Origin of the sequence: Streptomyces sp. ALI-76-A, from assembly GCF_030287445.1 — a bacterium.
Classification (GTDB): Bacteria; Actinomycetota; Actinomycetes; order Streptomycetales; family Streptomycetaceae; genus Streptomyces.
Genome location: NZ_JASVWB010000002.1, coordinates 578550 through 599752, shown reverse-complemented (window position 1 = coordinate 599752; position 21203 = coordinate 578550). Strand labels below are relative to the sequence as shown.

The window sequence follows — 21203 nt, the reverse complement described above, 5'->3', positions numbered from 1 at the left end:
GACCCAGCGCTCGACCCAGCGAAGGAAAGGCACCCGCCGTGTCACTCGTCCGCGTCCAACACATCTCCATCTCGCTCGACGGGTTCGCCACCGGCGAGGGCCAGAGTCTCGACGCACCCTTCGGCCACGCCGGTGAACGGCTGCACGAATGGATGTTCGCCACTCGGTGGGGCCGCGAGATGCTGGGCCGACCGGGCGGCACGGGCGGCGTCGACGACGCCTTCGTGCGGCTGTTCGCTCCCGGGATCGGCGCCGAGATCATGGGCGCCGGGAAGTTCGGCCACCCCGGCTGGCACGAGGACCCGCAGTGGAAGGGGTGGTGGGGTCCCAACCCGCCGTTCCACACGCCGGTCTTCGTCCTCACGCATCACCCGCGCCCGTCCATCCGGATGGAGGGCGGCACGACGTTCCACTTCCTCGACGCCTCGCCTGCCGACGCGCTCGAGACGGCCCGCGAGGCCGCCGGCGGCCAGGACGTACGCATCGGTGGGGGGCCCACCATGATCCGTGACTTCCTCACCGCCGGGCTCGTCGACCACCTGCACGTCGTGGTGGTCCCGATCCTGCTCGGCCGAGGCGTGCGCCTCTGGGACGGGCTGGAGGGCTTCGAGAAGGACTACGGGGTCGAGGCCGTCTCCGCGCCGAGCGGAGTCACGCATCTGACGTTCACCCGTGCGGGTCTGTGAGCCGCGGCCGACGATCCCGCGCACCTTCCGGGCGGGGGAGAGACCGGGGCGGGGCCGTGGCGGGTCACGCGCAGGGATCGTGACCCGCGACGTCTCCGCCGAGGTCGTCCGCGAGCATGACGGCGGCGACCATGCGCTTGCCCACCGGCTCCCGGTGCACCTCGAAGCTCTGGCACACGGCCATCACGATCTCCAGACCGTGCTGGCCCACCCGGCCCGGGTCGGCGGCTGTGGCCACCGGCAGCGTCGGGTTGCTGTCCCAGACCGTCACCTCGACCCGGCCACCGGTCACCTCCACATCGAGCAGGCATGGACCGGGCGCGTACTTGCAGGCGTTCGTCAACAACTCGCTGACCACCAGTTGGACCGTGTCCATCGCGCGGCCGGACACCGGAAGGCCGTGAACGGCCTGTACTCCCTCCAAGAAGGTGCGTGCCAACCTGCGTGCCTTTGAGATGTCGCCGGAGCCGCCCTCATAGCCTTCGGAGACCTTGATCAGCTCTTCACTCACCAGCTGATCCTGTTTTTGGGCAGCCTGATCCATGCGATCCGCCCGCTTCCTGAGCCGTGACCGTTACGCGAGGCGCCTGCCCACGAAGCCGAGTTCTACACACCCCGTTTGATCACGCGCCGTGGAAAGCTGCGCGAGTCCCGGCTTCAACCTCAGCCCCAAGGGCGCCACGACCGCCCCTGGCGGGTCGCGGGGTTCCGGGCGTGGGGGTGTGTCCGGCGGGTCCCAGGCTCCGGGCGCGGGCGAGCGGACACACAACCGCCCGCCTTCGCAGGTGGCGGTTCACGCCTGTGTTCCCAAGCGAGCCCCGTAGCGAGAGGCCGTCTCCGTACCGTCAGAGCCTGGCATCCGCTGCCTGCACACTCTCATCACGATGTCCGCCGTGACGAGGAAAAGGGCCATGTCGTGTTCGGTAGTACGTACAGGGAGTCGGGCAAAAGGGGTGATTGGGTCAGCGTGCGGCTCTGGCGGTGGTGTGCAGATGTTCGAGAGCGTCCAGCACCACGGTGTGCCGGTGCCAGAGCAGCCACTGGCCCACTTGTGCCCCGGTGGCGTCCAGGGCGGCGAGCTGGGCCCGGGTGAAGTCGGTCAAGGGCTGTTCGTGGTGCGAGGAGATCATTCCCAGCACCGTTCCGGCGCGACTGGTCAGGGGGAGGCTGTGGGCGGCGCGGCTGCCCGCGTGCAGGATCGTGCGGCGGGAGTCCTCGTCGAAGACGTCGGCGACCGCGACGTCCTTCACCGTGACCTGCTGGCGTTGCGCGGCGGCCTGTGCGCAGGATGTCGTCGAATCCTGGACGAAGGCGAAGAAGTCGGTGAACTGCCGGTTCAGTCCGGTGTGCTTCTCCAGGCGGAGCATCCCGCTTTCGGCCAGTTGTACGTTGCCCATGCCGGTCTCGGTGACGTGCAGCACGCGCCGCATCGCGGCCTTCAGGACCGCCCCGTGGCTGCTGCGGCTGGCCTCGTCCACGGCCAGGCCCGGCAGGGGCGGCGGCCTGTAGCGGGCCCGGCCGGGGAACCACACGTCGGCGTCCGCGTCGGGGCCGGGGATGCGTGCGGCGGCGTCGGCCAGGGTGTGCAGCTTAATGTTGAACCGCTGGGAGGCCTGGCGCAGCAGCTCGAAGGCCGCCGTTTCGGAGGCCAGCCCATAGCGTCCGAGCAGTGTCCGCTGGGCGGGCACGACAGCGGCGCGCGCCAGTCGGCGATTGCGCAGCTCGATGTCACTCTGGGGCGGCTGCCCGGTCGTCTCGCCGGCAGGCGGCGTCCGGACGGCATCGGGCAGGGGCGGGCTCAAGGGCTCCTGGCGCACGGAACGGTCTCCCTTGCTCGGCACTCTTGCCAGCGCACGTCAGGCTGAGCCGTCTCTCGCTCTCGCGGTCAGCCGTGCGCACACTGCGGATGTGCCTCTGTCCCAAGCACCCGCTCAACCTTAATCACATCCCCTGCCGGTCCCGCCAGAGCACCTCCCATCATGACCGTGAGTGACAGGGCGGTGTCGAGGGGTGTGCTCCTCCCTCCGTGCCACGGGTCGCGTGGGGCCGGTGCGCGGGAAGTGTTGGGGCGGCCGCTGCCCCGGCGTAGGCCGTTCGTTCTCACCTGTACGGTCCGCGGGGTGTGAGGATGAACGAGGGGGCCACCCGGCAGGACAAGGGTTGGGCAGACAGCCCTTGACGGCTCTTCGCCGACCGAGGCCGGCGAAGAGCCGTCCCGCCACCCTGTGGCGCGAAGGGCCGACCCGCCCCCTGTGGGATCTTCGTGCCGTACGGAGAGTGTCTTGCCGTGCGGTGAGGGGCAGGCGTAGAGGAAGCCTTGCCCCTGTATGGAGACCAGCATGACGACCTCCCGCGTGCCGGGCGCTTCGCCCGACGGCACACGTGACGACGCCACGAACGCCCGTCTGGCACAGGAGAACGCCCAGCTTCGGCAAGCCGTCAACTCCCACGCGACGGTGGACCAGGCCATCGGCGTCCTCACCGCGATCCACCGGCTCGTGCCGGCCGCCGGGTTCGATGTGCTGCGCGAGATCTCCCAGCGCACCAACACCAAACTGCACACCGTGGCCGAGACGGTGATCGCCTGGGCGCTGGGACAGCCGTTGCCGGACGCGGTGGGCCGGGAGCTGGAGGCGGCCGTGCGGCGGCGGTCGGACGAGCGGCGCGCTCCGGACTCGGGGGCCGGGCGGCCGGACGGAGCGCCGCCGGCCCGGGACAGCGCGACCGGCTAGGCGTTCAGGGCCTGCTCGACGGTGGGATGGCAGGGGATGATCTCGTCCAGGCCGACGAGCTCAAGGATGCGGAGTACGGATTCCTGGGCGCCGGCGATACGCAGCCAGCCCTGAGCGTCGCTCACGGCCCGGTGGACGGTGACGAAGACGTTGATGCCGCTGGAGTCCATGAACGTCACCCCGCTGAGGTCCACCACGACGCGTGGCGGCGCCGTGTCGGCGGAGGCCAGTAGGGCGTCGGTGAGGATGTCCTTGACTTCGTGGTCGATCTCACCGCGCACGGTGACCACCTTGCTGTCGCCGACGGTGGTGTGGTCGACCGACAGGTGGTCGGGCCGGGCTGCTCTGTGCGGGTCTGTCACTGTTTCCTCGACTGCGCTCGCTGGTAGGGACCTCGGCCCCGACATGATCTGCGCCGACAGCCTGCCCCGATGCTACGGCGAACCTGCCCCGTTCCCCTGCCGAACACGTGTGCGCGTTATTACCCGGACCGTGCGCGGGCGTGTGCGGCGTGGTGCGAGGCGTGCGCAGGTATGGACCGGGGGAAATCCGCGTCCGGGCCGAGCCGTGGTCTGCCGGTGTCGGCCCACGTCATGGGTCCGACCCGGCTGCCTGGTCGGTGAGCTGGCCGTCAACGTCCGCACATCCGCTGCCGTCGGCTGTTCGAGGTCGATTGCCTCACTGCCGGACGCGCGGAAATCTGTCTTTGTCGGGGTAGACATTGGTCGGCGCCGTGGTTATGGTTTCTCTCGTACCCAGAGAGACAGCAAGGCCTGGCAGAGATGAACTGCCGGTCGGCAGTACAGGAAAGTGCAGGACGGTGTGGCGGTGGAGTCCCGAAGCCAGAGCGGTTGCAGGACGGCGACGGGGCTGACGGCCGCACCGGGTGGCCCGCGGTGATCAGGGGCCGCCGTGAGCAGTTCGCATCACCAGCAGGACGCAGTACCCGTTCGACAAGCAGTTGATCACCGAGGGAATACGGAGGAATTGACGCCATCAGGATCGCCCGGGCGAATGTCTTGAGCCCGGGTACCGCAGGACATCGATAGTGAGGTGGTCTCCGGTCAAGCAACCGCGATCCCGGCAGCCCCGACCGCATCTGGGTCGGCGCTGCGGAAACAGAAGGCCGGCGCAGTACCAGGGCCGGCAGATGGTGTAGCAGTTCCTTCGGGGCCCTGGTGCCATTGGCACCAGGGCCCCTCCACGCGTCGCACAGAGAGGTGCAAGTGACCGCAGACGACTCGTACGACCGTCTCGACGATGACGACTACCCGGCCTACACGATGGGCCGGGCCGCCGAGATGCTCGGCACCACCCAGGGCTTCCTCCGCGCCATCGGCGAAGCCCGCCTCATCACCCCGCTCCGTTCCCCCGGCGGCCACCGCCGTTACTCCCGCTACCAGCTGCGCATCGCCGCCCGCGCCAGGGAACTCGTCGACCACGGCACCCCCATCGAGGCCGCGTGCCGCATCATCATCCTCGAGGACCAGCTCGAAGAAGCCCAGCGCCTCAACGCCGAGTACCGCAGCGCCGCGGAATCGGCGAACCCGACGGCCGCGGCCTGAGAGGCCGGGACCCGCACCTCCTCAGCACTTCTCGCCCGAGCTTCGCGGTTGTCACCCGCACGGGTTGCCCGGAACGCACCGCGTTCCGGGCAACCCGTGGACGATCAGTTCGTCAGCGGGTGACGAGCAGGCCGCGGCCGCGCAGCACCCGCCGTTCCACCGGGCTGAAGATCAGCAGGTCGATGGCGATGCCGACGAGCAGGATCAGGAAGATGGCCAGGAACACCTGCGACATGCTGGCGTTGTTCCGCCCGTTCTCCAGCAACTGGCCGAGGCCGACACCCAGATCGGGCGAGGAGGCGATGATCTCGGCGGCCATCAGGGACCGCCAGGAGAACGCCCAGCCCTGCTTCAGCCCCGCCAGATAGCCGGGCAGCGCCCCCGGCATCACGATGTGCCAGGCCCCGCGCACCCCGGTCGCGCCCAGTGTCTTTCCGGCGCGCAGGAACAGGGGCGGGATCTGGTCGATACCCGCGACGAGGCCGTTGGCGATGGAGGGGACCGCGCCGAGCAGGATCACGGCGTACATCATCGAGTTGTTGAGACCCAGCCAGAGCACGGCGGGGGGCACCCAGGCCACCGACGGCAGCGACTGCAGGCCGGACAGGATGGGGCCGATGGCCGCCCGGACGAAGGTCACCCGGGCGACCAGCAGGCCCAGCGGTGTGCCGATGGCGAGCGCCATGAGGAAGCCGAGCAGACCGCGCGAGACGCTGGTCCAGATGTACTCGACAAGGGTGCCCTGCAGCCACGCGTCGGTCACCTCGTCCCACACCGCGGACGGCGCCGGCAGCTTGTAGGCGGGGGCGGCCTCCAGCCACACGAGGAGCTGCCAGGCCAGCAGCACCAGCGCGATGGCGGTGAGGGGCGGCAGCGCCTTGCGCAGCAGGGTCTCGCGCAGCGGTGTACGAGCGGTCTGTACCGTCTCCAGTGCGTCGAGCCCGGCCTCCAGCCCCGCCAGATCCTGCGTGTCCGGCGCCGCCGCGTGGGGCTTTCCGGCCGCCGACGAGCGGTCCTTCGCGTTGTCGTCCGTCGTGTCGACGCCGGTGTCAGTGCTGGCCATGGCGGCGGATCTCCCTACGCAGTTCTTCGGTGATCTCGACGGACAGTTCGGCGACCGCGCTGTCCTCGATGCGGCGCGGCTGCGGGATGTCGACCGTCCACTCCCGCGCGATCCTCCCCGGCCGCGAGGACAGCAGCACCACCCGCTGCGCGAGCTTCACCGCCTCCCGCACGTTGTGCGTGACGAACAGCACCGACACGCCTGTCTCACCCCAGATGCGGGTCAGCTCGTCGTGCAGGACGTCACGGGTGATGGCGTCCAGCGCGGCGAACGGCTCGTCCATCAGCAGCAGCCGGCTGTCCTGGGCCAGCGCTCGGGCCAGGGCGACGCGCTGCCGCATACCGCCCGACAGCTCGTGCACCCGCTTGCCGTGGGCGCCCCGCAGGCGTACGAGTTCCAGCAGCCGCTCCGCCTCCGGCCGGCGTTCCGGCTTGGCGACCCCGCGCAGCTTCAGCGCGAGTTCGATGTTCTTGCCCGCGGTCAGCCACGGGAACAGCGCGTGCTCCTGGAACATCAGGGCGGGTCGGCCGTCCGTGGCGATCGAGCCGGCGGACGGCCGGTCCAGTCCCGCGGCCAGGTTGAGCAGGGTGGACTTGCCGCAGCCGGAGGCCCCCAGGAGGGTGACGAACTCGCCCGGTGTGACGTCGAGCGTGATGTCGTCCAGTACGAGCTGCTGTCCGCCGGGCGTGCCCGGCGCGGGGAAGGACTTCGAGACGTGCTCGATGCGGACGGCGGGTGTCACCGCCGTGGTGTTCTCGGCAGCCTTGGCGATCGCAGTGGCCATGGTCGTCACCTCCTGGGAACTGATCGGGTGCGGTTGTCGTTACTCGGCGCCGAGACCGGCGTCGTCGACCTCGTCCTTGCCCGCGGCCTTGAGGACCTTGTTGAGCGGTGCGAGGTCGTAGATGCCCTTCAGGTCGGGCTCCTCCAGCAGACCGGCCTTCACCGCGTGCTCCGCCTCGGCGTTCAGGGTGGCGGCCAGCGGGTCGTCGAGGAAGGTGATCGACTTCCAGGCCGGGTCGATGACCCCGGCGGGCAGGGCCTTGCCGGACTCCTCCTTCAGCGCCTTGTTGGCGGCGGCCTTGGCCTCCTCCGGGTTGGCGTTGATCCACTCGTTGGTCTTGACCGAGCCGCGCAGCACGGCCTCGACGACGTCCGGGTGCTTCTTGAGGAAGTCCTGGCGCACGATGATGTTCGTGATCACGAACTTCTTGTCCGGCCACAGGTCGGCCTCGTCCAGCAGCACCTTCGCGCCCTCGGTGACCAGCTTGGACGCGGTCGGCTCCGGTACCCAGGCGCCGTCGATGGAGCCGGACTTGTAGGCGTCCGGGGTGATCTTGTTGTCGGTGCGGACGACGGAGACGTCGCCCTTGCCGCTCTCCGCGTCGACCTTCCAGCCCTTCTCCGCGATCCAGTTGAGGAACGCGACGTCCTGGGTGTTGCCGAGCTGCGGGGTCGCGATCTTCTTGCCCTTGAGATCGTTCAGTGTCTTGATCTTGTCCGGGTTGACGACGAGCTTCACCCCGCCGGAGGCGGAACCGCCGATGATGCGCAGGTTCTTGCCGCCGGACTTGGTGTAGCCGTTGATCGCGGGGGAGGGGCCGATCCAGCCGATGTCGATGGAACCGGCGTTCAGCGCCTCGATCTCGGAGGGGCCGGCGTTGAAGGTGGCCGCCTTGATCGTGGTGCCGCCGAGCTCCTTCTGCAGGAGACCCTTCTGGATGCCCACCAGCGCGGTGCCGTGCGTGAGGTTGGGAAAGTAACCGATCTTCACCTCGTCGGCGGAGAGCTTCTTGGCGCCCGCCGCGACCTCGGCCTGCTTGCCGTCGTCAGTGGACTGGGAACCGTAGCCGCACGCGGTGAGCAGGAGGGGAAGCGCGGCGACGGCGGCGAGGGTGCGCAGGGCGGTGAGCGGTCTTGCGGCAGACACGGAGGTGTCCTCTCAGGAATGGGTGATCGGGGAGGTACGGAAAGGTGGGGCGTACTGCTTCTCGGCACGCGCCGGCTCTCCACTCGGGAGCCGGCGGCGGCGGGCATGCCGCCGCGGGCCGAGAAGTGCAGCGTGGGAGGCGTGTTCGCCGAGGGTGGCCGGCCGCCGGCGGAGGCGGGGCGGCGGGAGCGCTGGTCCGGAAGGAGTCAGGTCCTGCGGCGGCAGAAGGGCCGACAGATGGCGCTGGACGTACGGCCGAGATCGATGTGACGACGCGAGGTCAGAAGGGGCCGCGACCGGGCCGCGTGCTCGACCGTTCCCATGGCCACCCCCCACAGATCCCTAGTTTTCCTACCTGGTTGCTAGGGATCGTGGCAGAAGGTGGCCTCCACCCCAAGGGGTAGTCCGCATGATGGACGCCGACATCTCATTTTTTGGGACCGGCGGTGGTGGTCCGGCGTGTCAGGGGTTCACCCAGGCGCTCGGAGCGTCGGTCAACGCCGAGATGTCGGCGGGAAGTCGGGCCGACGCGACGTCGGCGAGGGACACGCCCTCGAGGATCTCGCGCACATGGGACCGCAGCGCGATCCACAAGGGGAGCAGCGACTCGGCGGAGCCGGTGTAGGGCAGCTCCGGGGGCCGGACCCCGCGCACCGAGACCAGCGGTCCGTCCACGGGGCGGATGACGTCGGCGATGCTGATGGACTCGGCGGGTCCGGCCAGCCGGTAGCCGCCGTTGCCGCCGCGCCGGCTGAGGACGAGGCCGCTCCGGCGCATGTCCGGTCACACGGCCCGCCCCGGGGCTGTGGCCGCCGCAGCCAGCCGGTTGGCGGGGCGGGCCAGGCCGTAGTTCTCGCGCAGGGTGCGGCCGGTGTACTCGGTGCGGAACAGACCGCGCCGCTGCAGGATCGGCACCACCTGGTCGACGAAGTCCTCCAGACCGCCCGGCAGATAAGGCGGCATGATGTTGAAGCCGTCGGCGGCACCCTGGGTGAACCACTCCTCCAGCTGGTCGGCCACCTGCTCGGGGGTGCCTGCGAACACCCGGTGACCGCGGCCGGCGCCGAGGCGGGCGATCACCTCGCGCAGGGTGAGGCCGTCGCGGCGGGCGAGTTCGGCGACGAGTGTGAAGCGGCTCTTGTTGCCGTTGATGTCGCGTTCCTCGGGGAGTTCGGGCAGCGGGCCGTCCAGCGGCAGCCCGGTCAGGTCGGTGCCGAGCATGCCGGACAGCTGGGCGAGCCCGTACTCGGGCACCTGAAGGTCGGTCAACTCCTGTTCCAGGGCTCGGGCTTCCGCCTCCGTCGAGCCGATGACCGGGGCGATGCCCGGCAGCACCAGCAACTGGTCCTCTGTGCGGCCATGGCGAGCGAGCCGGGACTTGAGGTCCTTGTAGAAGGCCTGGCCGTCGGCGAGGGTCTGCTGGGCGGTGAAGACGGCCTCGGCGTACTGGGCGGCGAACTCCTTGCCGTCCTCCGACGAACCGGCCTGCACCAGCAGCGGGTACCCCTGGGGAGTGCGCGGTACGTTCAGGGGGCCTTGCACCCCGAAGTACTCCCCGCGGTGGTTGATCTCCCGCACCTTGTCGGTGTCGGCGTAGACGCCACGCTCACGGTCGAGCAGGATCGCGTCGTCCTCCCAGCTGTCCCACAGCTTGGTGGCGACCTCGACGAACTCCCGTGCCCGCTCGTAGCGCAGCCCGTGCTCAAGGTGATCGTCCTGCCCGAAGTTGCGGGCCTCGTTCACGGTGCCGGAGGTGACGATGTTCCAGCCCGCCCGGCCGCCGCTGATGTGGTCCAGGGAGGCGAACTTGCGGGCGGTGTGGAAGGGCTCGTTGAAGGTGGTGGAGACGGTGGCGATCAGGCCGACGTGTTCGGTGACGGCCGCCAGGGCGGACAGCAGGGTGAGCGGTTCGAAGCCGCCGAGCGCGTTGTGCCGGACCTTGCCCCACAGAGCGAGGCCGTCGGCGAGGAAGACCGAGTCGAGCAGGCCGCGCTCGGCGGTCCGCGCGAGCTGCTGGAAGTAGCGCAGGTCCGTGACCCGTTCGGGCTGGGTGCGGGGGTGACGCCAGGCGGCGTCGTGGTGGCCGGCGTTCATGAGGAAGGCGTTGAGGTGGAGCCGACGGGGGCTGGACGCGGTCATGGGGTTCCTCGGATCGGGGCGGTGGGACCAACGGGCAGGGGGAGACCGACGGGGGGACGTGACCGGCGGGCAGGGGGAGACCGGCGGGCAGGAGACAGGTGGGTGATGAGGCGCGCGGCGGACGGGTCAGCCGCCGGCCGGTACGCGCCAGGAGCTGAGCCGTCGTTCCACGGCCACCAGGACCTGGTTGAACGCCACGCCGATGGCGGAGATCGTGATGATGCCCGCGTACATCTGCGGGATCGCGAAGTTGTACTGCGAGGCGTTGATCAGATAGCCGAGGCCCGCCTTCGCGCCGATCATCTCGGCGGCGACCAGCACCAGGATCGACACCGCTCCGGCCAGCCGGATGCCGGTGAACATCACCGGCACCGCGGACGGCAGGATGACCTTCTGGAACAGGCGCGGCGCGGGCAGGTTCATCGACTTCGCCAGCTTCAGCAGGGTCGGGTCGACGTTGCGGACCGCGCTGATGGTGTTGAGCAGGATCGGCCAGGTGCACGCGTACACCACGATGGAGATCTTCGAGGTCTCGCCGATGCCCAGCAGCAGGACGAACACCGGCAGCAGGGCCAGCGCCGCGGTGTTGCGGAACACCTCCAGCAGGGGGCCGAGCAGGTCGGCGACCGGCCGGTACCAGCCGATCAGCAGGCCGAGCGGCACGGCGACGGCCACCGCGATACCGAATCCGCTGAACGAGCGCACCAGACTGGCACGCGCGTTGTCGGCGAGCTGACCGTCGGCGGCCAGTCCCCACCAGGCCTGGGCGACCTCGCTGAACGGCGGCAGGAAGGTCCGGTCTACCAGGCCCACCCGTGGTGCGGTCTCCCACAGCAGCAGCAGAGCCACGATCGCGACGGACTTGGTCGCCCCCTTGAGCAGCAGGTACGGCAGCCCGCGGACCGCCCGGCGCAGTCGGGCCGGCGTGCAGCGGACGTCGCTCACCCTCGGGGGCGATGCCTCACGTGGCGCGGAGGCGGCGGGGGATGAGGCCGGGTCGGAGTCGGCGGCGCTCACCGGGCCCGGTGCCGTGGTCTTCTCGGTGAACGTGCCGGTCGTGGTGCTCATGCGGGAACCTCCTCCTTCTCCAACTGCTGGGCCCTGGCCACCTCGTCGCGCAGCAGCGACCAGAGTGTGTGCCGGTGCCGCGCGAACTCGGGACTGGAGCGCAGGTCGTCCGTCGCCGTACGGGAGTCGAAGGCGACCGGCACGATCTGCTTGATGCGACCCGGCCTCGATGTCATGACGGCGACGCGCTGCCCCAGGTAGACGGCCTCGTCGATACTGTGCGTGATGAAGACGACGGTCTTGCCGGTGCGCTGCCAGATGCGCAGCAGTTCGTCCTGCAGCGACTCCCGGGTCTGGGCGTCCAGCGCGGCGAACGGTTCGTCCATCAGCAGGACGTCGGGGTCGTAGGCGAGGCTGCGGGCGATCGCCACCCGCTGCCGCATCCCTCCCGACAGCTCCTGCGGATGGCGCTGCTCGAACCCGGACAGGCCGACCAGGTCCAGGAACTCCCTGGCTCGTGACGGGCGTTGACGCCGTGGGACGCCGGTGGCCTCCAGGCCGAACTCGACGTTGCCCTGCGCCGTGCGCCACGGCAGCAGCGCGTACTGCTGGAACACGATGCCCCGGTCCAGGCCCGGGCCGGTGACGGGTTCGCCGTCCAGCAGGATCCGTCCGCCGGTGGGCCGGGTGAGGCCGCCGAGGAGATCCAGCAGCGTGGACTTCCCGCAGCCGCTCGGGCCGACCAGGACGACGAACTCGCCGGCCGCTATCTCCAGATCGACGCCGTCGAGGGCGGTGAACCGGGAAGCCCGTCGCGCCCTTGTCCGGTCCTTGACGGTGAAGTCCTTCCGTACGTCCTCGAACACGATCTTGGGTGTGGTGGGGGTGGTGGTGGAGTCCGGCATGGGATCAGCTCCCGCTCTTGGCCGTGGAGGGGGACTTCGCGTTGCCGTTGAAGTCGTTGGTGTAGAGGTCGGACAGGGTGACCTGGCCTTTCTTGATGTCACCGCGTTCGGCCAGCCAGTCGATCCACAGCTTGAGTTCCTTGCCGGTGATCAGACCCGCCTTCTCGGCGACGCCGTAGGAGCGCCAGTACTTCAGGGGTGCGGTGTCCTCGTTGCGGCCGCGCTTCTTCACGATGTCCGTCATCCGGGCGATGACCTCTTCGTGCGGAGTGGAACGGGACCACTCGACGGCCCGCCCCACGGCGGTGACGAAGGTCCGGGCCGTGTCGGGGTTCTGCTTCAGGAAGCGGTCCGTCATCACGTAGGTGCCCGCGCTGAACGCGCCGAGCAGTGCGAAGTCGGTGAACAGCGGGCGGATGCCCCCGGCCGCCAGTGCCTTGTCGCGCAGGACGCCGCCGAGCACGGCCACGTCGATCTGCTTCTGCCGCAGCGTCTGCTCGGTGTTGACCGGTGGGACCACGAGTGGCTCGACCTTGCCGATCTCCGCCCGGGACAGACCGCCTCGCCGCAGATAGATGTCGAGCATGGCTTCGGCGTGCGCTCCCAGTGTGTTCATCCCGACCTTCTTGCCGATCAGGTCCCTGGCCGAGCGGATGGGGCTGTCCTCGAGGACGTAGAAGCCGTTGTAGGCGTACTTGTCGGAGCCGTAGTAGCTGATGACGGCCTTGACGGGGGCGTTGTTCGCCGCCAGTTTGACGACCGCGCCGTTGAACGCGCCGCCGAAGTCGACCTGGCCCGTGGCCGCGGACTGGATGTCCTGCGGCCCGCTGATGGTGTTGCCGACCCAGTCCAGCTTCACGTCCTCCAGATAGCCGAGGTCCTCGGCCAGTTCCGGCAGGATCACCTGGCCCGCCCAGCCCTGGTACCGGATCGTCTTGGTCGGGCCCTTGCCGGATGTGGCTCCGGCGGTCGTGCCGCAGCTCACGGCCACCGCAGAAAGACCGAGCAGGGAAAGGAACTGGCGTCGGGTCGATGCCGTAATGGCCATGGGAAAGGTCCTGTTCACACGAATGGCGGGTGGGGCGAAATCGGGCATGGAGAAGCCATGGCCGATGAGGGCCCGGAAAGGGGGCGCGAGTAAGGCGGACACCGAAAGGGGCGGAGACCCGCCAGTTCTTCTTGCGGGAATCAGCCGACTACCTGTTCAGTCGTTCAGCCGTCTGATTTTCTGTAGCGGCCAGCCGTCCATACCGACAGCGGTCGTGGTGGCGGCTGTGAAGCGGGAGCGGGAGAGCGGCGCCCGTCGGCGTGTTCAGCGGCCGACGGCACAGCCGGCGCCGACCTGACATCGCAGGTCGGCGTACAGGCGCGCGGCGAGGTTCTCGGACTTGCTCACAGCCATGAGACTTGCAGTGAAATTCGGCCACGTCAATGTCGACTGCCGACGCTTCTCATATTCTCAAGCCCCCGACATGTGCGTGCAGTGCCGCGTTCACAATTGCAGGAATGGGGGGCGGTGTGACCTGTGCCGATCACGTCGAGCAGGCCAGGGAAAAGGCTGAGCCAGCGGCCTCGCGGGGTCAGACCGGCAGGACGAACGGAGGGTGCGCGCCATTGAGGAAATAGTCCCCGACATCACGCAGCCGGTGAGCGGCGGGCTCGTACAGGGTGTGGGTCCGGGCATTGCGCCAGAAGCGGTCGAAACCCAGCCGTGAGGACGCGGAGCGGGTGCCGACGATGTCGAGGGCGCGGGTGGTGGACTCCTGTGCGGCCCGGGAGGCGGCGGCTTCGGCCATGGCCACGAGCACGGAGATCTCCGCGTACTCGTCATAGGTGAGGTCTTCGCCGCGCGCCAGCCCGCCGTGGACGGCGTCCCGTGCCTGGGCGGCGAGTGCGGACGCGGAGTGGGCGAGGACGGTGAGTTCTCCGTAGACGGTCAGTGCCTGCGGGTCCTGGGGAGGGCGGGCCGGCCGGTCCGGGTGCCAGGGGGAGTGGCCGACTCTGCTGTACTCACGGGCTTCGGCGAGCACTCCCTCCGCCATGCCGAGCAGGAGCTGGACCGAGAGCAGGCGCCCGACCGGCGATGCCAGGGCGGCCAGGGGTGACAGCATGTCCTCGTCCGCGGACAGGGAACCGAGGACGTCCTCGGCGGCGACCGGTACGGCGTCGAACTCCACGCTCCCACCGGCCGCGAGCCGCTGCCCGAAGGTGTCGGCGTCGCCGTCGATCCGCACGCCGGGGTGGGCGGCGTCGACGACGACGGCGAGAGGCTCGCCGGTGTCGGCCCGCTCGGCGCGCACGGCGAGGCGGTCGGCGACCAGGACGCCCGTGGCGTAGCTCTGCCGGCCGTCGAGCACATGGCCACCGGCTTTCCTGGACAGCGTCAGCGGCAGTTCCTGACGGGCGAGACCACCGCCCCAGCACCACTGTTCCGCCGCGGAGCGCCGCTCGACCTGAGCGGCGAGGGCGGGCTCGGCGAACAACCGGGCGCTCCAGGACAGGAAGTAGTGGCAGCCCAGCAGTTGACCGATCGCGCCGTCGGCGGCGGCGATCTCCCGGATGACGGCGTAGGCCGTGGTCCAGTCCGCGCCGCCGCCTCCGGACTCGTGCGGTACGAGGAGCGTCAGCAGTCCCGCCTCACGCAGCCGGGCAACCTCGTCCAGCGGGGCCTTGCCCGCCTGCTCCCTGGCCACCGCGTCCGTGGCCAGGTCGTCCGCCGTCTCGCGGCCCACGCGCAGCCAGTGCGCGCGGCCGGGCCCGATCCGGTCGGAGTCCGAGGCGGGTCCGGACGGCGCGGTGGCAACGCCCATGGCGGTGGTCTCCTCAAGCTCGGTGGCCGGGTGCGCTGTCGGGGCACCCTTGGTGATCGGGCACGTACTTGTAGCCCACGCGCCGTACGGTGACGATCCGGTGCCGGTGGGCCCTGCCCAGCTTGCGGCGCAGCCGCGCGATGTGGACGTCCACGGTGCGGCCGTCGCCGATGTGGTCGTAGCCCCAGATGCCGGCCATCAGCTGGTCGCGCGAGTGCACCTGGTGCGGATGCAGAACCAGGTGCGCCAGCAGCCCGAACTCCAGGTACGTGAGGTCGAGTTCGCGTCCGTCCAGTTCCGCGACATGGCGCGCGGGATCGATGCGGACGACGCCGTCGCCGGTCTGCGGCACGGGAGGCGTGTCCGTGTAGGCGACCGGGCGGATCTCCGGTCGTGTCACGTCCTTGGCGAAGAGCTGGGCGGGGTCGGTGCCCTCGGGAACGAGCACGAGGTAGCCGACGAGAGGCGCGGCATCGTTTCGCTCGTCACCGTCCCGCGCGGTGTCGCCCACGAGGCGGAGATGGCGCATGTCGGGAAGCGGTGAGTCCGATGGCGTGGCCTGGGCCGGAAGTGCCGTGGTCATGGCAGTCGTCCTTCAGAGGTATGCGGGCCACCAGGCGCCGTGGGTGGGTTCGCCTGATCACCTGGGGTGAGAGAGAAGGAGCGGAGTGGCACGCGCGGTGTGCGCCGTGTGCCTTACACGCGACAGCAGGCGGCGCTGACGACGTGACCGAAGTCGACATGCCGACGGCGAACGAGTCGCTGCTGTGTGTGGGCCATGGACATCATCCTGCGCACCCGCCGGGCGGAACGTCAATGCTTCCCTAGTAAATCGATAGGAAATATAGGGAACATGGGTCCGGGCGGGCTCACCGGTCACCGTCGGTCGTCGGGCAGGGCGTCGGGCGCCGGTCCGGCCGTCCTGGCCACTCGGGCACGCAGTGCGGCCAGACGGAACCTGAGCTGCACGGGCGTGGGCGGCAGCGCGCGGGCGTCGCCACGGGCGTAGGGGCGCTCGACGTAGAACTGTCCCGCGCCCGACACGGTCGTGACGGCGATGTACCGCAGGGTGGCCACCATCAGTAGCGGAATGACCTGATAGGTCTGGTTGTAGACCAGTTGCACCGAGTACGGCAGGTCGTGCACCGCCAGCACGCTGACGATGCTGGTGCCCTTCAGGGTGCCGATCAGCATGTTCCCCGCCGTCGGCACGATGGAGCGCATCGCCTGCGGAATGACGATCCGGCGCAGGGTGCGCCGTCCGCCGATGCCGAGGGCCTGTCAGGAATGGCAACGCCGCTGAGCCGGTCGCGTCCCGGCCTTCGACACCGGGCGGCGGGCACGGCGGCTTGCGGGCCGGGTTGCGCGGACCCCGCCGTCCCGCGTGACGCAGGCCACACCCCCGCTCCGGAACCCGGCCCCCGGCGCACCCGACTCCTGAACCGGTACGGCTCGAACCGAGCTGAGTCGTACGACGCGATCCAGGAGACCGATGATGGAAGAGTTCCCCCAGCCCTCCTCCGGTGCGGGTACGGCGCTCCGCGGACCGACGCCCCCGCCCGCGCCGTACGGGCGAGTGCGGCGGCTCGGCGGGAGAGGATGAGCGCGTTGGCCGATCGCGAGGCCGGCCGCTCCGGCAGGCGGTCCTGCGCCCCGAGAAGGTCCGTCCGATGACCGGACAGCGCCTCTGGCGGCCGACCCGTCGCAGACTCACCGACACCCTGCTCACCGCACTGGTTCCCGTGGTCGCGTGCGGCGTCACTCTCGGCGGTCTGACGACCTGGGTCGCCTTCGGCAACGCGGGCAGCCCGGCACGGATCGAGGTGCCCGCCGGGCGTGTCTTCCTGCCGTACGGCGACGCCCGGGACACCGCGGCGTTCTTCCGGATCTCCAACTCGGGGGACGCGAAGGACCGGTTGGTCGACATCACCTCGTCCGCGCTGCGGGGCGACATCACCCTCTCGCGCCACCGCACCACGAGCGGCAGAGTGGCGTACCGGGAAACGGTCGACTCGGCCGTCGTGCCCGCGAACGGCAGCCTCACCATGTCGCCGCACAGTCTGAACGTCACGGTGCGGTCCGGAGCGGGATGGACCGCGGGCGACCTCGTGCCGTTCACCCTGCACTTCCAGCGCAGTGGGCAGATCAAGGTCCTGGCGATCGTCGTCCGCCCCGGCGAGGGCCCGTTGTGAGCGTTCCGGCAGCCGCCGTGAGCGTACGGCCGCCCGGGAGGGAACTCCGCCCTCTCCCGTAGTCGGACCGAACCTCCCTGCGGTTCCCGCCCGTTGCCGTGTCGTGGATCATGCCTCCCGGATTGAGCCCGGACCGGGGCAATGTGCGTACCCCACCCTGACGACCGCACGGCGGATGCAAGGATGAGGCCCGTCATGACTGCTGGGTGGTGTTCGCGCACGCTTCGGGCCGCGGTGTTCGCGGCCGTCTGCGTGCTGCTCGCCGCACTGGGTCACGTGATGATGTCCGGCGGCCGGGTGCCCTGGTGGGCCCTGGCCGCCGGTGCGGCGGTGACCGGCGTCGTGGGGTGGTGCCTGGCCGGCCGCGAGCGTGGGCTTCCGCTGATCGTGTGCGTGGTGGTCGCCGTGCAGACGGCTCTGCACGCGGCGTTCTCCGCGGCGCAGTCCGGCGCTCACCCGGCGGCCTCGGTACCTGGGGACTGGGCCTCGGCAGACATGGGTTCCATGGGTCACGACCTGGCGTCCATGCCGATGCACCCCGCGCCCGTGGACGCCGTGGACATGACTCACACGGATCACTTCGGCCATGCCATGGGCGAAGCGCCGTCGTTCGGCATGCTCTGCGCCCACCTGCTGGCGGCGCTGCTGTGCGGCCTGTGGCTCGCGCACGGCGAGCGGGCCGCCTTCCGCATCCTGCGGGCCCTGGGTACCCGGCTGGCCGTACCGCTGCGGCTGTTGCTGGCCCTGCCCACGCCACCGCACCGTCCGCGGCTGCGCGTACGCCGCCGCTCGGACCGGGTGCCGCGGCGTCTCCTGCTGGTCAACGCGCTCACTTCTCGGGGCCCGCCCGTGGGGACCGCTGTCGTCTGACGACAGCCGGTGTCCCGAGGCAGCCCAAGTGCGCCTCGGGCTTTCGCCGTACGCCCGCGTACGGTCCCCATCCCGTTCGCCGGACCGCCCCGCTCACCCGTGGGTCCGGATCCGGATGACCCGAGAAGGACACCAGGTGACCCTTCCTGTCCTGCCCACCTCGCCCGAGAAGACGACGTCGAGCGACGACCTGATAACGGCCTGGGCGCTCGCCGCCCGTGGGGGCGACCCGGACGCCGTCGAGCGTTTTGTACGAGCCCTGCACCGCGACGTCGTACGCTACGTCGCCCATCTCTCCGCCGACCCCCAGGTGGCCGACGACCTGGCCCAGGACACGTTCCTGCGAGCGCTCGGCAGCCTGCACCGGTTCGAGGGGCGCTGTTCCGCACGTACCTGGCTGCTGTCCATCGCGCGCCGCGCGGTGATCGACAGCTTCCGGCACGCCGCCGCCCGCCCGCGGCTGTCCGACGAACAGGACTGGCAGCTGGCGGTCGAGCACGCCCAGCCGCGCGACCTGCCCGGCTTCGACGACGGCATCGCCCTCCTCGAGCTGCTGGCCGCACTGCCGGACGAACGTCGTGAGGCGTTCACTCTCACCCAGCTCCTGGGCCTGCCGTACGCCGAGGCCGCCGCGGTGAGCGACTGCCCGGTCGGGACGGTCCGCTCCCGCGTGGCCCGCGCCCGCATGACGCTCATGGGCATGCTGGCCGAGGCCGAGAGGCACTGCCTGGAGCCGGCCGGCGAAGAGCGCCCGGGTGTGGCCCCCACCGCCCTGGCCGCATGACACCAGGGGCCGGTGCCCGCCGGACACGCGAGCACCGGCCCCTCCCCGTGGGCCGGTGGTCGACCGATGACCAGTCCTATTGCGTCACAACCGCTGCGAACAGAGAGAGTTGGTGAGCCCGGCGGTATGCATGCTTCGCTGACCATCGGCGTCTACGTGTTCGAGGACGCCGAAGAGCTTGATGTCGTCGGCCCGTGGGAGGTCCTCGGCTTCTGGGCCGCGCACGTGGCGGCGTTTCCCGTGCGGTTGCTGGCGATCGGCCGGGAGGAAGGGGTGGTGCGCTGTTCCAAGGGGCTCGGTCTCGTCGTCGACCGGAGCCTGGCCACCGCTCCCGCGCTCGACCTGCTGGTGCACCCCGGGGGTGACGGGACGCGTCCCCTGGCGAAGGACGGCGCGCACTTGGACCGGCTGCGGGACCTGCACCGTCAGGGGACCGTGCTGGCGAGCGTGTGCACCGGCTCTCTGGTCCTGGCGGCGGCGGGCCTGCTGGAGGGGCGGCCGGCCACGACGCACCGGAACTACGCCGAGCGGCTCGCGGGGATCGACGGGACGATCGACGTGCGCCCGGACGAGCGGTTCGTCGACGACGGGGACATCGTCACCAGCGCCGGTGTGTCCGCCGGTATCGACATGGCCCTTCACCTGGTGGGGCGTTTCGACAGCCCGGAGGCGGCGGCCGAGGTGCGCCGGGCCATCCAGTACGACCGGCCCGTCAGCCGATGAGCTCGTCCGGCGTCAGGTCCAGGGCAAGGGGCTTGGCTCCGTAGGTGACGCGTACGACGCCGTCGGGATGGCGGTCGGCCGTGGCGCTCACGCCGAAGACATCGCGCAACAGGCCGGGAGTCAGGACGTCCAGAACGGGGCCTGCCGCGACCACCTCGCCGTGGTGGAGGGCGACGAGGTGGTCGCACAGGCGGGCCGCCAGGTCGAGGTCGTGGAGGACGGCGAGGGTGGTGACACCGGTGGCGCGGATCAGGTCGAGCAGTTCGAAGCGGGCGCGGATGTCCAGGTGGTTGGTGAGCTCGTCGAGGACCAGGAGTTTCGGGCGCTGGGCGAGGGCCCGGGCGAGCAGCACGCGCTGACGTTCGCCGCCGGACAGGGAGGTGAAGTCACGGTCGGCCAGCGGGCGGGCGCCGCACTGGTCGAGGGCCTCCTCGACGGCTTCGTGGTCGTCGGTGCCGTCGCGGCCGAGGAGGCTGTGGTGCGGGGTGCGGCCCAGAGCGACGATCTCGGTGACGCACAGGCCGTTCGGGCTGCCGCCCGAGTCCTGGAGGACAGCGGCCGTGCGGCGCGCCGCGCCCCGGGGCGACAAGGTCCACACGTCGTCGCCGTCGACGCGTACCACGCCCCGTTCCGGGCGCAGCGAGCGATAGACGGTCCGCAGCAGCGTGGACTTGCCGCTCCCGTTGGGGCCGACGAGGCCGACGATGTCGCCGGGCTGCGCCTCCAGGGCCACATCGCGCAGGATCGGGCGGCGGTCGAGGGTGATGTGGAGCTGTTCCACGGTGAGTTTCATACGGTGTCCAGGCTCTTGTTGCGGCGGAGCAGCCAGAGGAAGAAGGGCGCGCCGAACAGGGCGGTGAGGATGCCGAGGGGCAGCTCGTTGGGGCGGTCGACGGTGCGGGAGAGGAGGTCGACGACGACCAGGTAGATGGCGCCGACCAGGGCGGACTGGGGCAGCAGCCGCCGGTGGTCGGCGCCGGTGACGAGCCGCACCAGGTGCGGGATCATCAGGCCGACGAAGCCGATCCCGCCCGCGACGGCGATGACCGTGCCGGTGAGCAGGGACGCCAGCACCAGCAGCAGGGCGCGCAGTCGGTGCACGTCGACACCGAGGGCGGTGGCGGACTCGTCGCCGGCGAGCAGCGCGTTCAGTTGCCTGCCGAAGAGCGACAGGACCACGGTGGTGGTGAGGACGACGACGCTGACGATGGTCAACTGCCCCCATTTGGCACCGGCGACGCTGCCCAGCATCCAGAACATCACGGTGCGCAGTTCGGTGGGCGTGGCCTGTAGCTGGAGGTAGCTGGTGGCCGCCAGGAAGAGGTAGCCCACGGCGACCCCTGACAGGACGAGCCGGGTGGGGGCGAGCCGGCCGCCGCGCTGTCCGAGCAGGAAGACCAGGACCACCGCGCCGCCGGCGCCGAGGAACGCCGCCGTGGACACGCCGAGCCCACCGAGGGCTCCACTGGTGAGGGTGATGACGAGGACGGCGCCGAGGGAGGCGCCGGAGGAGACGCCCAGGACGTAGGGGTCGGCCAGCGGGTTGGCCACGACGGCCTGCAACACCACCCCGGAGACCGCCAGCCCCGCGCCGACCAGGGCGGCCAGGACGACGCGTGGGGTGCGGAAGTTCCAGACGATCTGGTCCACGGCGGGGTCACCGCTGGTGCCGCCGCCCCCCAGATGACGCAGGACGATGCGCCACACCTCGCCCAGCGGCACGCTGACGGAGCCGATGCTGATCGCGACCATCATGACGGCGGCGAGTACGACCAGCAGCGCCACCAGGACCAGCG

At 70.4% G+C, this 21203-nt stretch carries 22 protein-coding genes and 2 pseudogenes; 7 read left to right on the top strand and 17 right to left on the bottom strand.

Annotated features, from left to right (window positions below):
• Positions 1–38: 38 nt before the first annotated feature.
• Positions 39–686 (top strand): dihydrofolate reductase family protein, encoded by a 648-nt coding sequence (locus QQS16_RS03340; RefSeq protein WP_286060102.1) that lies wholly within the window; start codon positions 39–41, stop codon positions 684–686.
• A gap of 64 nt (positions 687–750) precedes the next feature.
• Here the strand turns inward: QQS16_RS03340 and QQS16_RS03335 are convergent, their stop codons facing one another.
• Together QQS16_RS03335 and QQS16_RS03330 are read right to left on the bottom strand one after the other, a co-directional pair.
• A complete protein-coding gene (locus QQS16_RS03335; protein WP_286060101.1) occupies positions 751–1230 on the bottom strand; it encodes an ATP-binding protein in 480 nt (159 codons plus the stop codon).
• A gap of 418 nt (positions 1231–1648) precedes the next feature.
• Positions 1649–2503: an ANTAR domain-containing protein gene (locus QQS16_RS03330; protein ID WP_286060100.1), complete on the bottom strand. Its 855-nt coding sequence runs from the start codon at positions 2501–2503 to the stop codon at positions 1649–1651.
• Between the two features lie 522 nt (positions 2504–3025).
• Here QQS16_RS03330 and QQS16_RS03325 point away from each other — a divergent pair.
• Positions 3026–3418 carry an ANTAR domain-containing protein gene (locus QQS16_RS03325; protein ID WP_286060099.1) on the top strand — a complete coding sequence of 131 codons (393 nt, stop codon included), beginning with the start codon at positions 3026–3028 and terminating at the stop codon, positions 3416–3418.
• Here the strand turns inward: QQS16_RS03325 and QQS16_RS03320 are convergent.
• Positions 3415–3780: an STAS domain-containing protein gene (locus QQS16_RS03320; protein WP_286060098.1), complete on the bottom strand. Its 366-nt coding sequence runs from the start codon at positions 3778–3780 to the stop codon at positions 3415–3417. The two genes, QQS16_RS03325 and QQS16_RS03320, sit on opposite strands and share 4 nt — an antisense overlap.
• An 864-nt stretch (positions 3781–4644) precedes the next feature.
• On the opposite strand from QQS16_RS03320, the gene QQS16_RS03315 reads away from it, so the two are divergent.
• Entirely contained in the window at positions 4645–4983 is a 339-nt protein-coding gene (locus tag QQS16_RS03315; RefSeq protein WP_286060097.1) for a MerR family transcriptional regulator, read from the top strand.
• A gap of 112 nt (positions 4984–5095) precedes the next feature.
• On the opposite strand, the gene QQS16_RS03310 is transcribed toward QQS16_RS03315, so the two are convergent.
• The 12 genes and pseudogenes from QQS16_RS03310 to QQS16_RS03260 form a co-directional block, all read right to left on the bottom strand.
• A complete protein-coding gene (locus tag QQS16_RS03310; protein WP_286060096.1) occupies positions 5096–6046 on the bottom strand; it encodes an ABC transporter permease in 951 nt (316 codons plus the stop codon).
• Positions 6033–6830, bottom strand: coding sequence for an ABC transporter ATP-binding protein (locus QQS16_RS03305; RefSeq protein ID WP_286060095.1), 798 nt, complete (start codon positions 6828–6830; stop codon positions 6033–6035). The genes QQS16_RS03310 and QQS16_RS03305 overlap by 14 nt, the downstream gene beginning before the upstream one ends.
• 39 nt (positions 6831–6869) lie before the next feature.
• Positions 6870–7976, bottom strand: coding sequence for an ABC transporter substrate-binding protein (locus tag QQS16_RS03300; RefSeq protein WP_286060094.1), 1107 nt, complete (start codon positions 7974–7976; stop codon positions 6870–6872).
• A gap of 206 nt (positions 7977–8182) precedes the next feature.
• Positions 8183–8299: a putative leader peptide gene (locus tag QQS16_RS43445; RefSeq protein WP_353479722.1), complete on the bottom strand. Its 117-nt coding sequence runs from the start codon at positions 8297–8299 to the stop codon at positions 8183–8185.
• 139 nt (positions 8300–8438) lie between these two features.
• Positions 8439–8756, bottom strand: a pseudogene (locus tag QQS16_RS03295) (RrF2 family transcriptional regulator); the annotation flags it as partial.
• A gap of 3 nt (positions 8757–8759) precedes the next feature.
• Complete coding sequence (locus QQS16_RS03290) at positions 8760–10115, bottom strand: LLM class flavin-dependent oxidoreductase (protein ID WP_286060093.1); 1356 nt, start codon at positions 10113–10115, stop codon at positions 8760–8762.
• A 126-nt stretch (positions 10116–10241) separates the two neighbouring features.
• Entirely contained in the window at positions 10242–11183 is a 942-nt protein-coding gene (locus tag QQS16_RS03285) for an ABC transporter permease (RefSeq protein WP_286060092.1), read from the bottom strand.
• Positions 11180–12028, bottom strand: a complete 849-nt coding sequence (locus QQS16_RS03280; protein WP_286060091.1) for an ABC transporter ATP-binding protein — start codon at positions 12026–12028, stop codon at positions 11180–11182. The genes QQS16_RS03285 and QQS16_RS03280 overlap by 4 nt, the downstream gene beginning before the upstream one ends.
• Positions 12029–12032: 4 nt before the next feature.
• Entirely contained in the window at positions 12033–13076 is a 1044-nt protein-coding gene (locus QQS16_RS03275) for an ABC transporter substrate-binding protein (RefSeq protein ID WP_286060090.1), read from the bottom strand.
• Positions 13077–13608: 532 nt separating this feature from the next.
• Entirely contained in the window at positions 13609–14838 is a 1230-nt protein-coding gene (locus QQS16_RS03270; RefSeq protein WP_286060089.1) for an acyl-CoA dehydrogenase family protein, read from the bottom strand.
• Positions 14839–14851: 13 nt separating this feature from the next.
• Positions 14852–15421, bottom strand: a complete 570-nt coding sequence (locus QQS16_RS03265) for a winged helix-turn-helix domain-containing protein (RefSeq protein ID WP_286060088.1) — start codon at positions 15419–15421, stop codon at positions 14852–14854.
• 293 nt (positions 15422–15714) lie between these two features.
• A pseudogene (locus tag QQS16_RS03260) lies at positions 15715–16119 on the bottom strand (ABC transporter permease subunit); the annotation flags it as partial.
• Between the two features lie 389 nt (positions 16120–16508).
• Here QQS16_RS03260 and QQS16_RS03255 point away from each other — a divergent pair.
• From QQS16_RS03255 to QQS16_RS03240, 4 genes are all read left to right on the top strand, one after another.
• Positions 16509–17030: a copper chaperone PCu(A)C gene (locus tag QQS16_RS03255; protein ID WP_286060087.1), complete on the top strand. Its 522-nt coding sequence runs from the start codon at positions 16509–16511 to the stop codon at positions 17028–17030.
• Positions 17031–17225: 195 nt separating this feature from the next.
• On the top strand, positions 17226–17900 hold the full coding sequence (locus tag QQS16_RS03250) for a hypothetical protein (protein WP_286060086.1): 675 nt from the start codon (positions 17226–17228) through the stop codon (positions 17898–17900).
• 136 nt (positions 17901–18036) lie between these two features.
• Positions 18037–18684, top strand: a complete 648-nt coding sequence (locus QQS16_RS03245; protein ID WP_502963756.1) for a sigma-70 family RNA polymerase sigma factor — start codon at positions 18037–18039, stop codon at positions 18682–18684.
• Positions 18685–18810: 126 nt separating this feature from the next.
• A complete protein-coding gene (locus tag QQS16_RS03240; RefSeq protein ID WP_286060084.1) occupies positions 18811–19407 on the top strand; it encodes a DJ-1/PfpI family protein in 597 nt (198 codons plus the stop codon).
• Here the strand turns inward: QQS16_RS03240 and QQS16_RS03235 are convergent.
• Both QQS16_RS03235 and QQS16_RS03230 read right to left on the bottom strand, forming a co-directional pair.
• Positions 19397–20200 (bottom strand): ABC transporter ATP-binding protein, encoded by an 804-nt coding sequence (locus tag QQS16_RS03235; RefSeq protein WP_286060083.1) that lies wholly within the window; start codon positions 20198–20200, stop codon positions 19397–19399. The two genes, QQS16_RS03240 and QQS16_RS03235, sit on opposite strands and share 11 nt — an antisense overlap.
• On the bottom strand, positions 20197–21192 hold the full coding sequence (locus tag QQS16_RS03230; RefSeq protein ID WP_502963755.1) for a FecCD family ABC transporter permease: 996 nt from the start codon (positions 21190–21192) through the stop codon (positions 20197–20199). The genes QQS16_RS03235 and QQS16_RS03230 overlap by 4 nt, the downstream gene beginning before the upstream one ends.
• Positions 21193–21203: the final 11 nt, after the last annotated feature.

Excerpts from the sequence above, each read along its gene's own strand:
- QQS16_RS03235 (WP_286060083.1), bottom strand. The coding sequence starts at position 20,200 with ATGAAACTCACCGTGGAACAGCTCCACATCACCCTCGACCGCCGCCCG.
- QQS16_RS03325 (WP_286060099.1), top strand. The coding sequence starts at position 3,026 with ATGACGACCTCCCGCGTGCCGGGCGCTTCGCCCGACGGCACACGTGAC.
- QQS16_RS03285 (WP_286060092.1), bottom strand. The coding sequence starts at position 11,183 with ATGAGCACCACGACCGGCACGTTCACCGAGAAGACCACGGCACCGGGC.
- QQS16_RS03240 (WP_286060084.1), top strand. The coding sequence starts at position 18,811 with ATGCATGCTTCGCTGACCATCGGCGTCTACGTGTTCGAGGACGCCGAA.
- QQS16_RS03280 (WP_286060091.1), bottom strand. The coding sequence starts at position 12,028 with ATGCCGGACTCCACCACCACCCCCACCACACCCAAGATCGTGTTCGAG.
- QQS16_RS03310 (WP_286060096.1), bottom strand. The coding sequence starts at position 6,046 with ATGGCCAGCACTGACACCGGCGTCGACACGACGGACGACAACGCGAAG.
- QQS16_RS43445 (WP_353479722.1), bottom strand. The coding sequence starts at position 8,299 with ATGGGAACGGTCGAGCACGCGGCCCGGTCGCGGCCCCTTCTGACCTCG.
- QQS16_RS03275 (WP_286060090.1), bottom strand. The coding sequence starts at position 13,076 with ATGGCCATTACGGCATCGACCCGACGCCAGTTCCTTTCCCTGCTCGGT.
- QQS16_RS03250 (WP_286060086.1), top strand. The coding sequence starts at position 17,226 with ATGACTGCTGGGTGGTGTTCGCGCACGCTTCGGGCCGCGGTGTTCGCG.
- QQS16_RS03255 (WP_286060087.1), top strand. The coding sequence starts at position 16,509 with ATGACCGGACAGCGCCTCTGGCGGCCGACCCGTCGCAGACTCACCGAC.
- QQS16_RS03335 (WP_286060101.1), bottom strand. The coding sequence starts at position 1,230 with ATGGATCAGGCTGCCCAAAAACAGGATCAGCTGGTGAGTGAAGAGCTG.
- QQS16_RS03270 (WP_286060089.1), bottom strand. The coding sequence starts at position 14,838 with ATGGGCGTTGCCACCGCGCCGTCCGGACCCGCCTCGGACTCCGACCGG.
- QQS16_RS03290 (WP_286060093.1), bottom strand. The coding sequence starts at position 10,115 with ATGACCGCGTCCAGCCCCCGTCGGCTCCACCTCAACGCCTTCCTCATG.
- QQS16_RS03265 (WP_286060088.1), bottom strand. The coding sequence starts at position 15,421 with ATGACCACGGCACTTCCGGCCCAGGCCACGCCATCGGACTCACCGCTT.
- QQS16_RS03305 (WP_286060095.1), bottom strand. The coding sequence starts at position 6,830 with ATGGCCACTGCGATCGCCAAGGCTGCCGAGAACACCACGGCGGTGACA.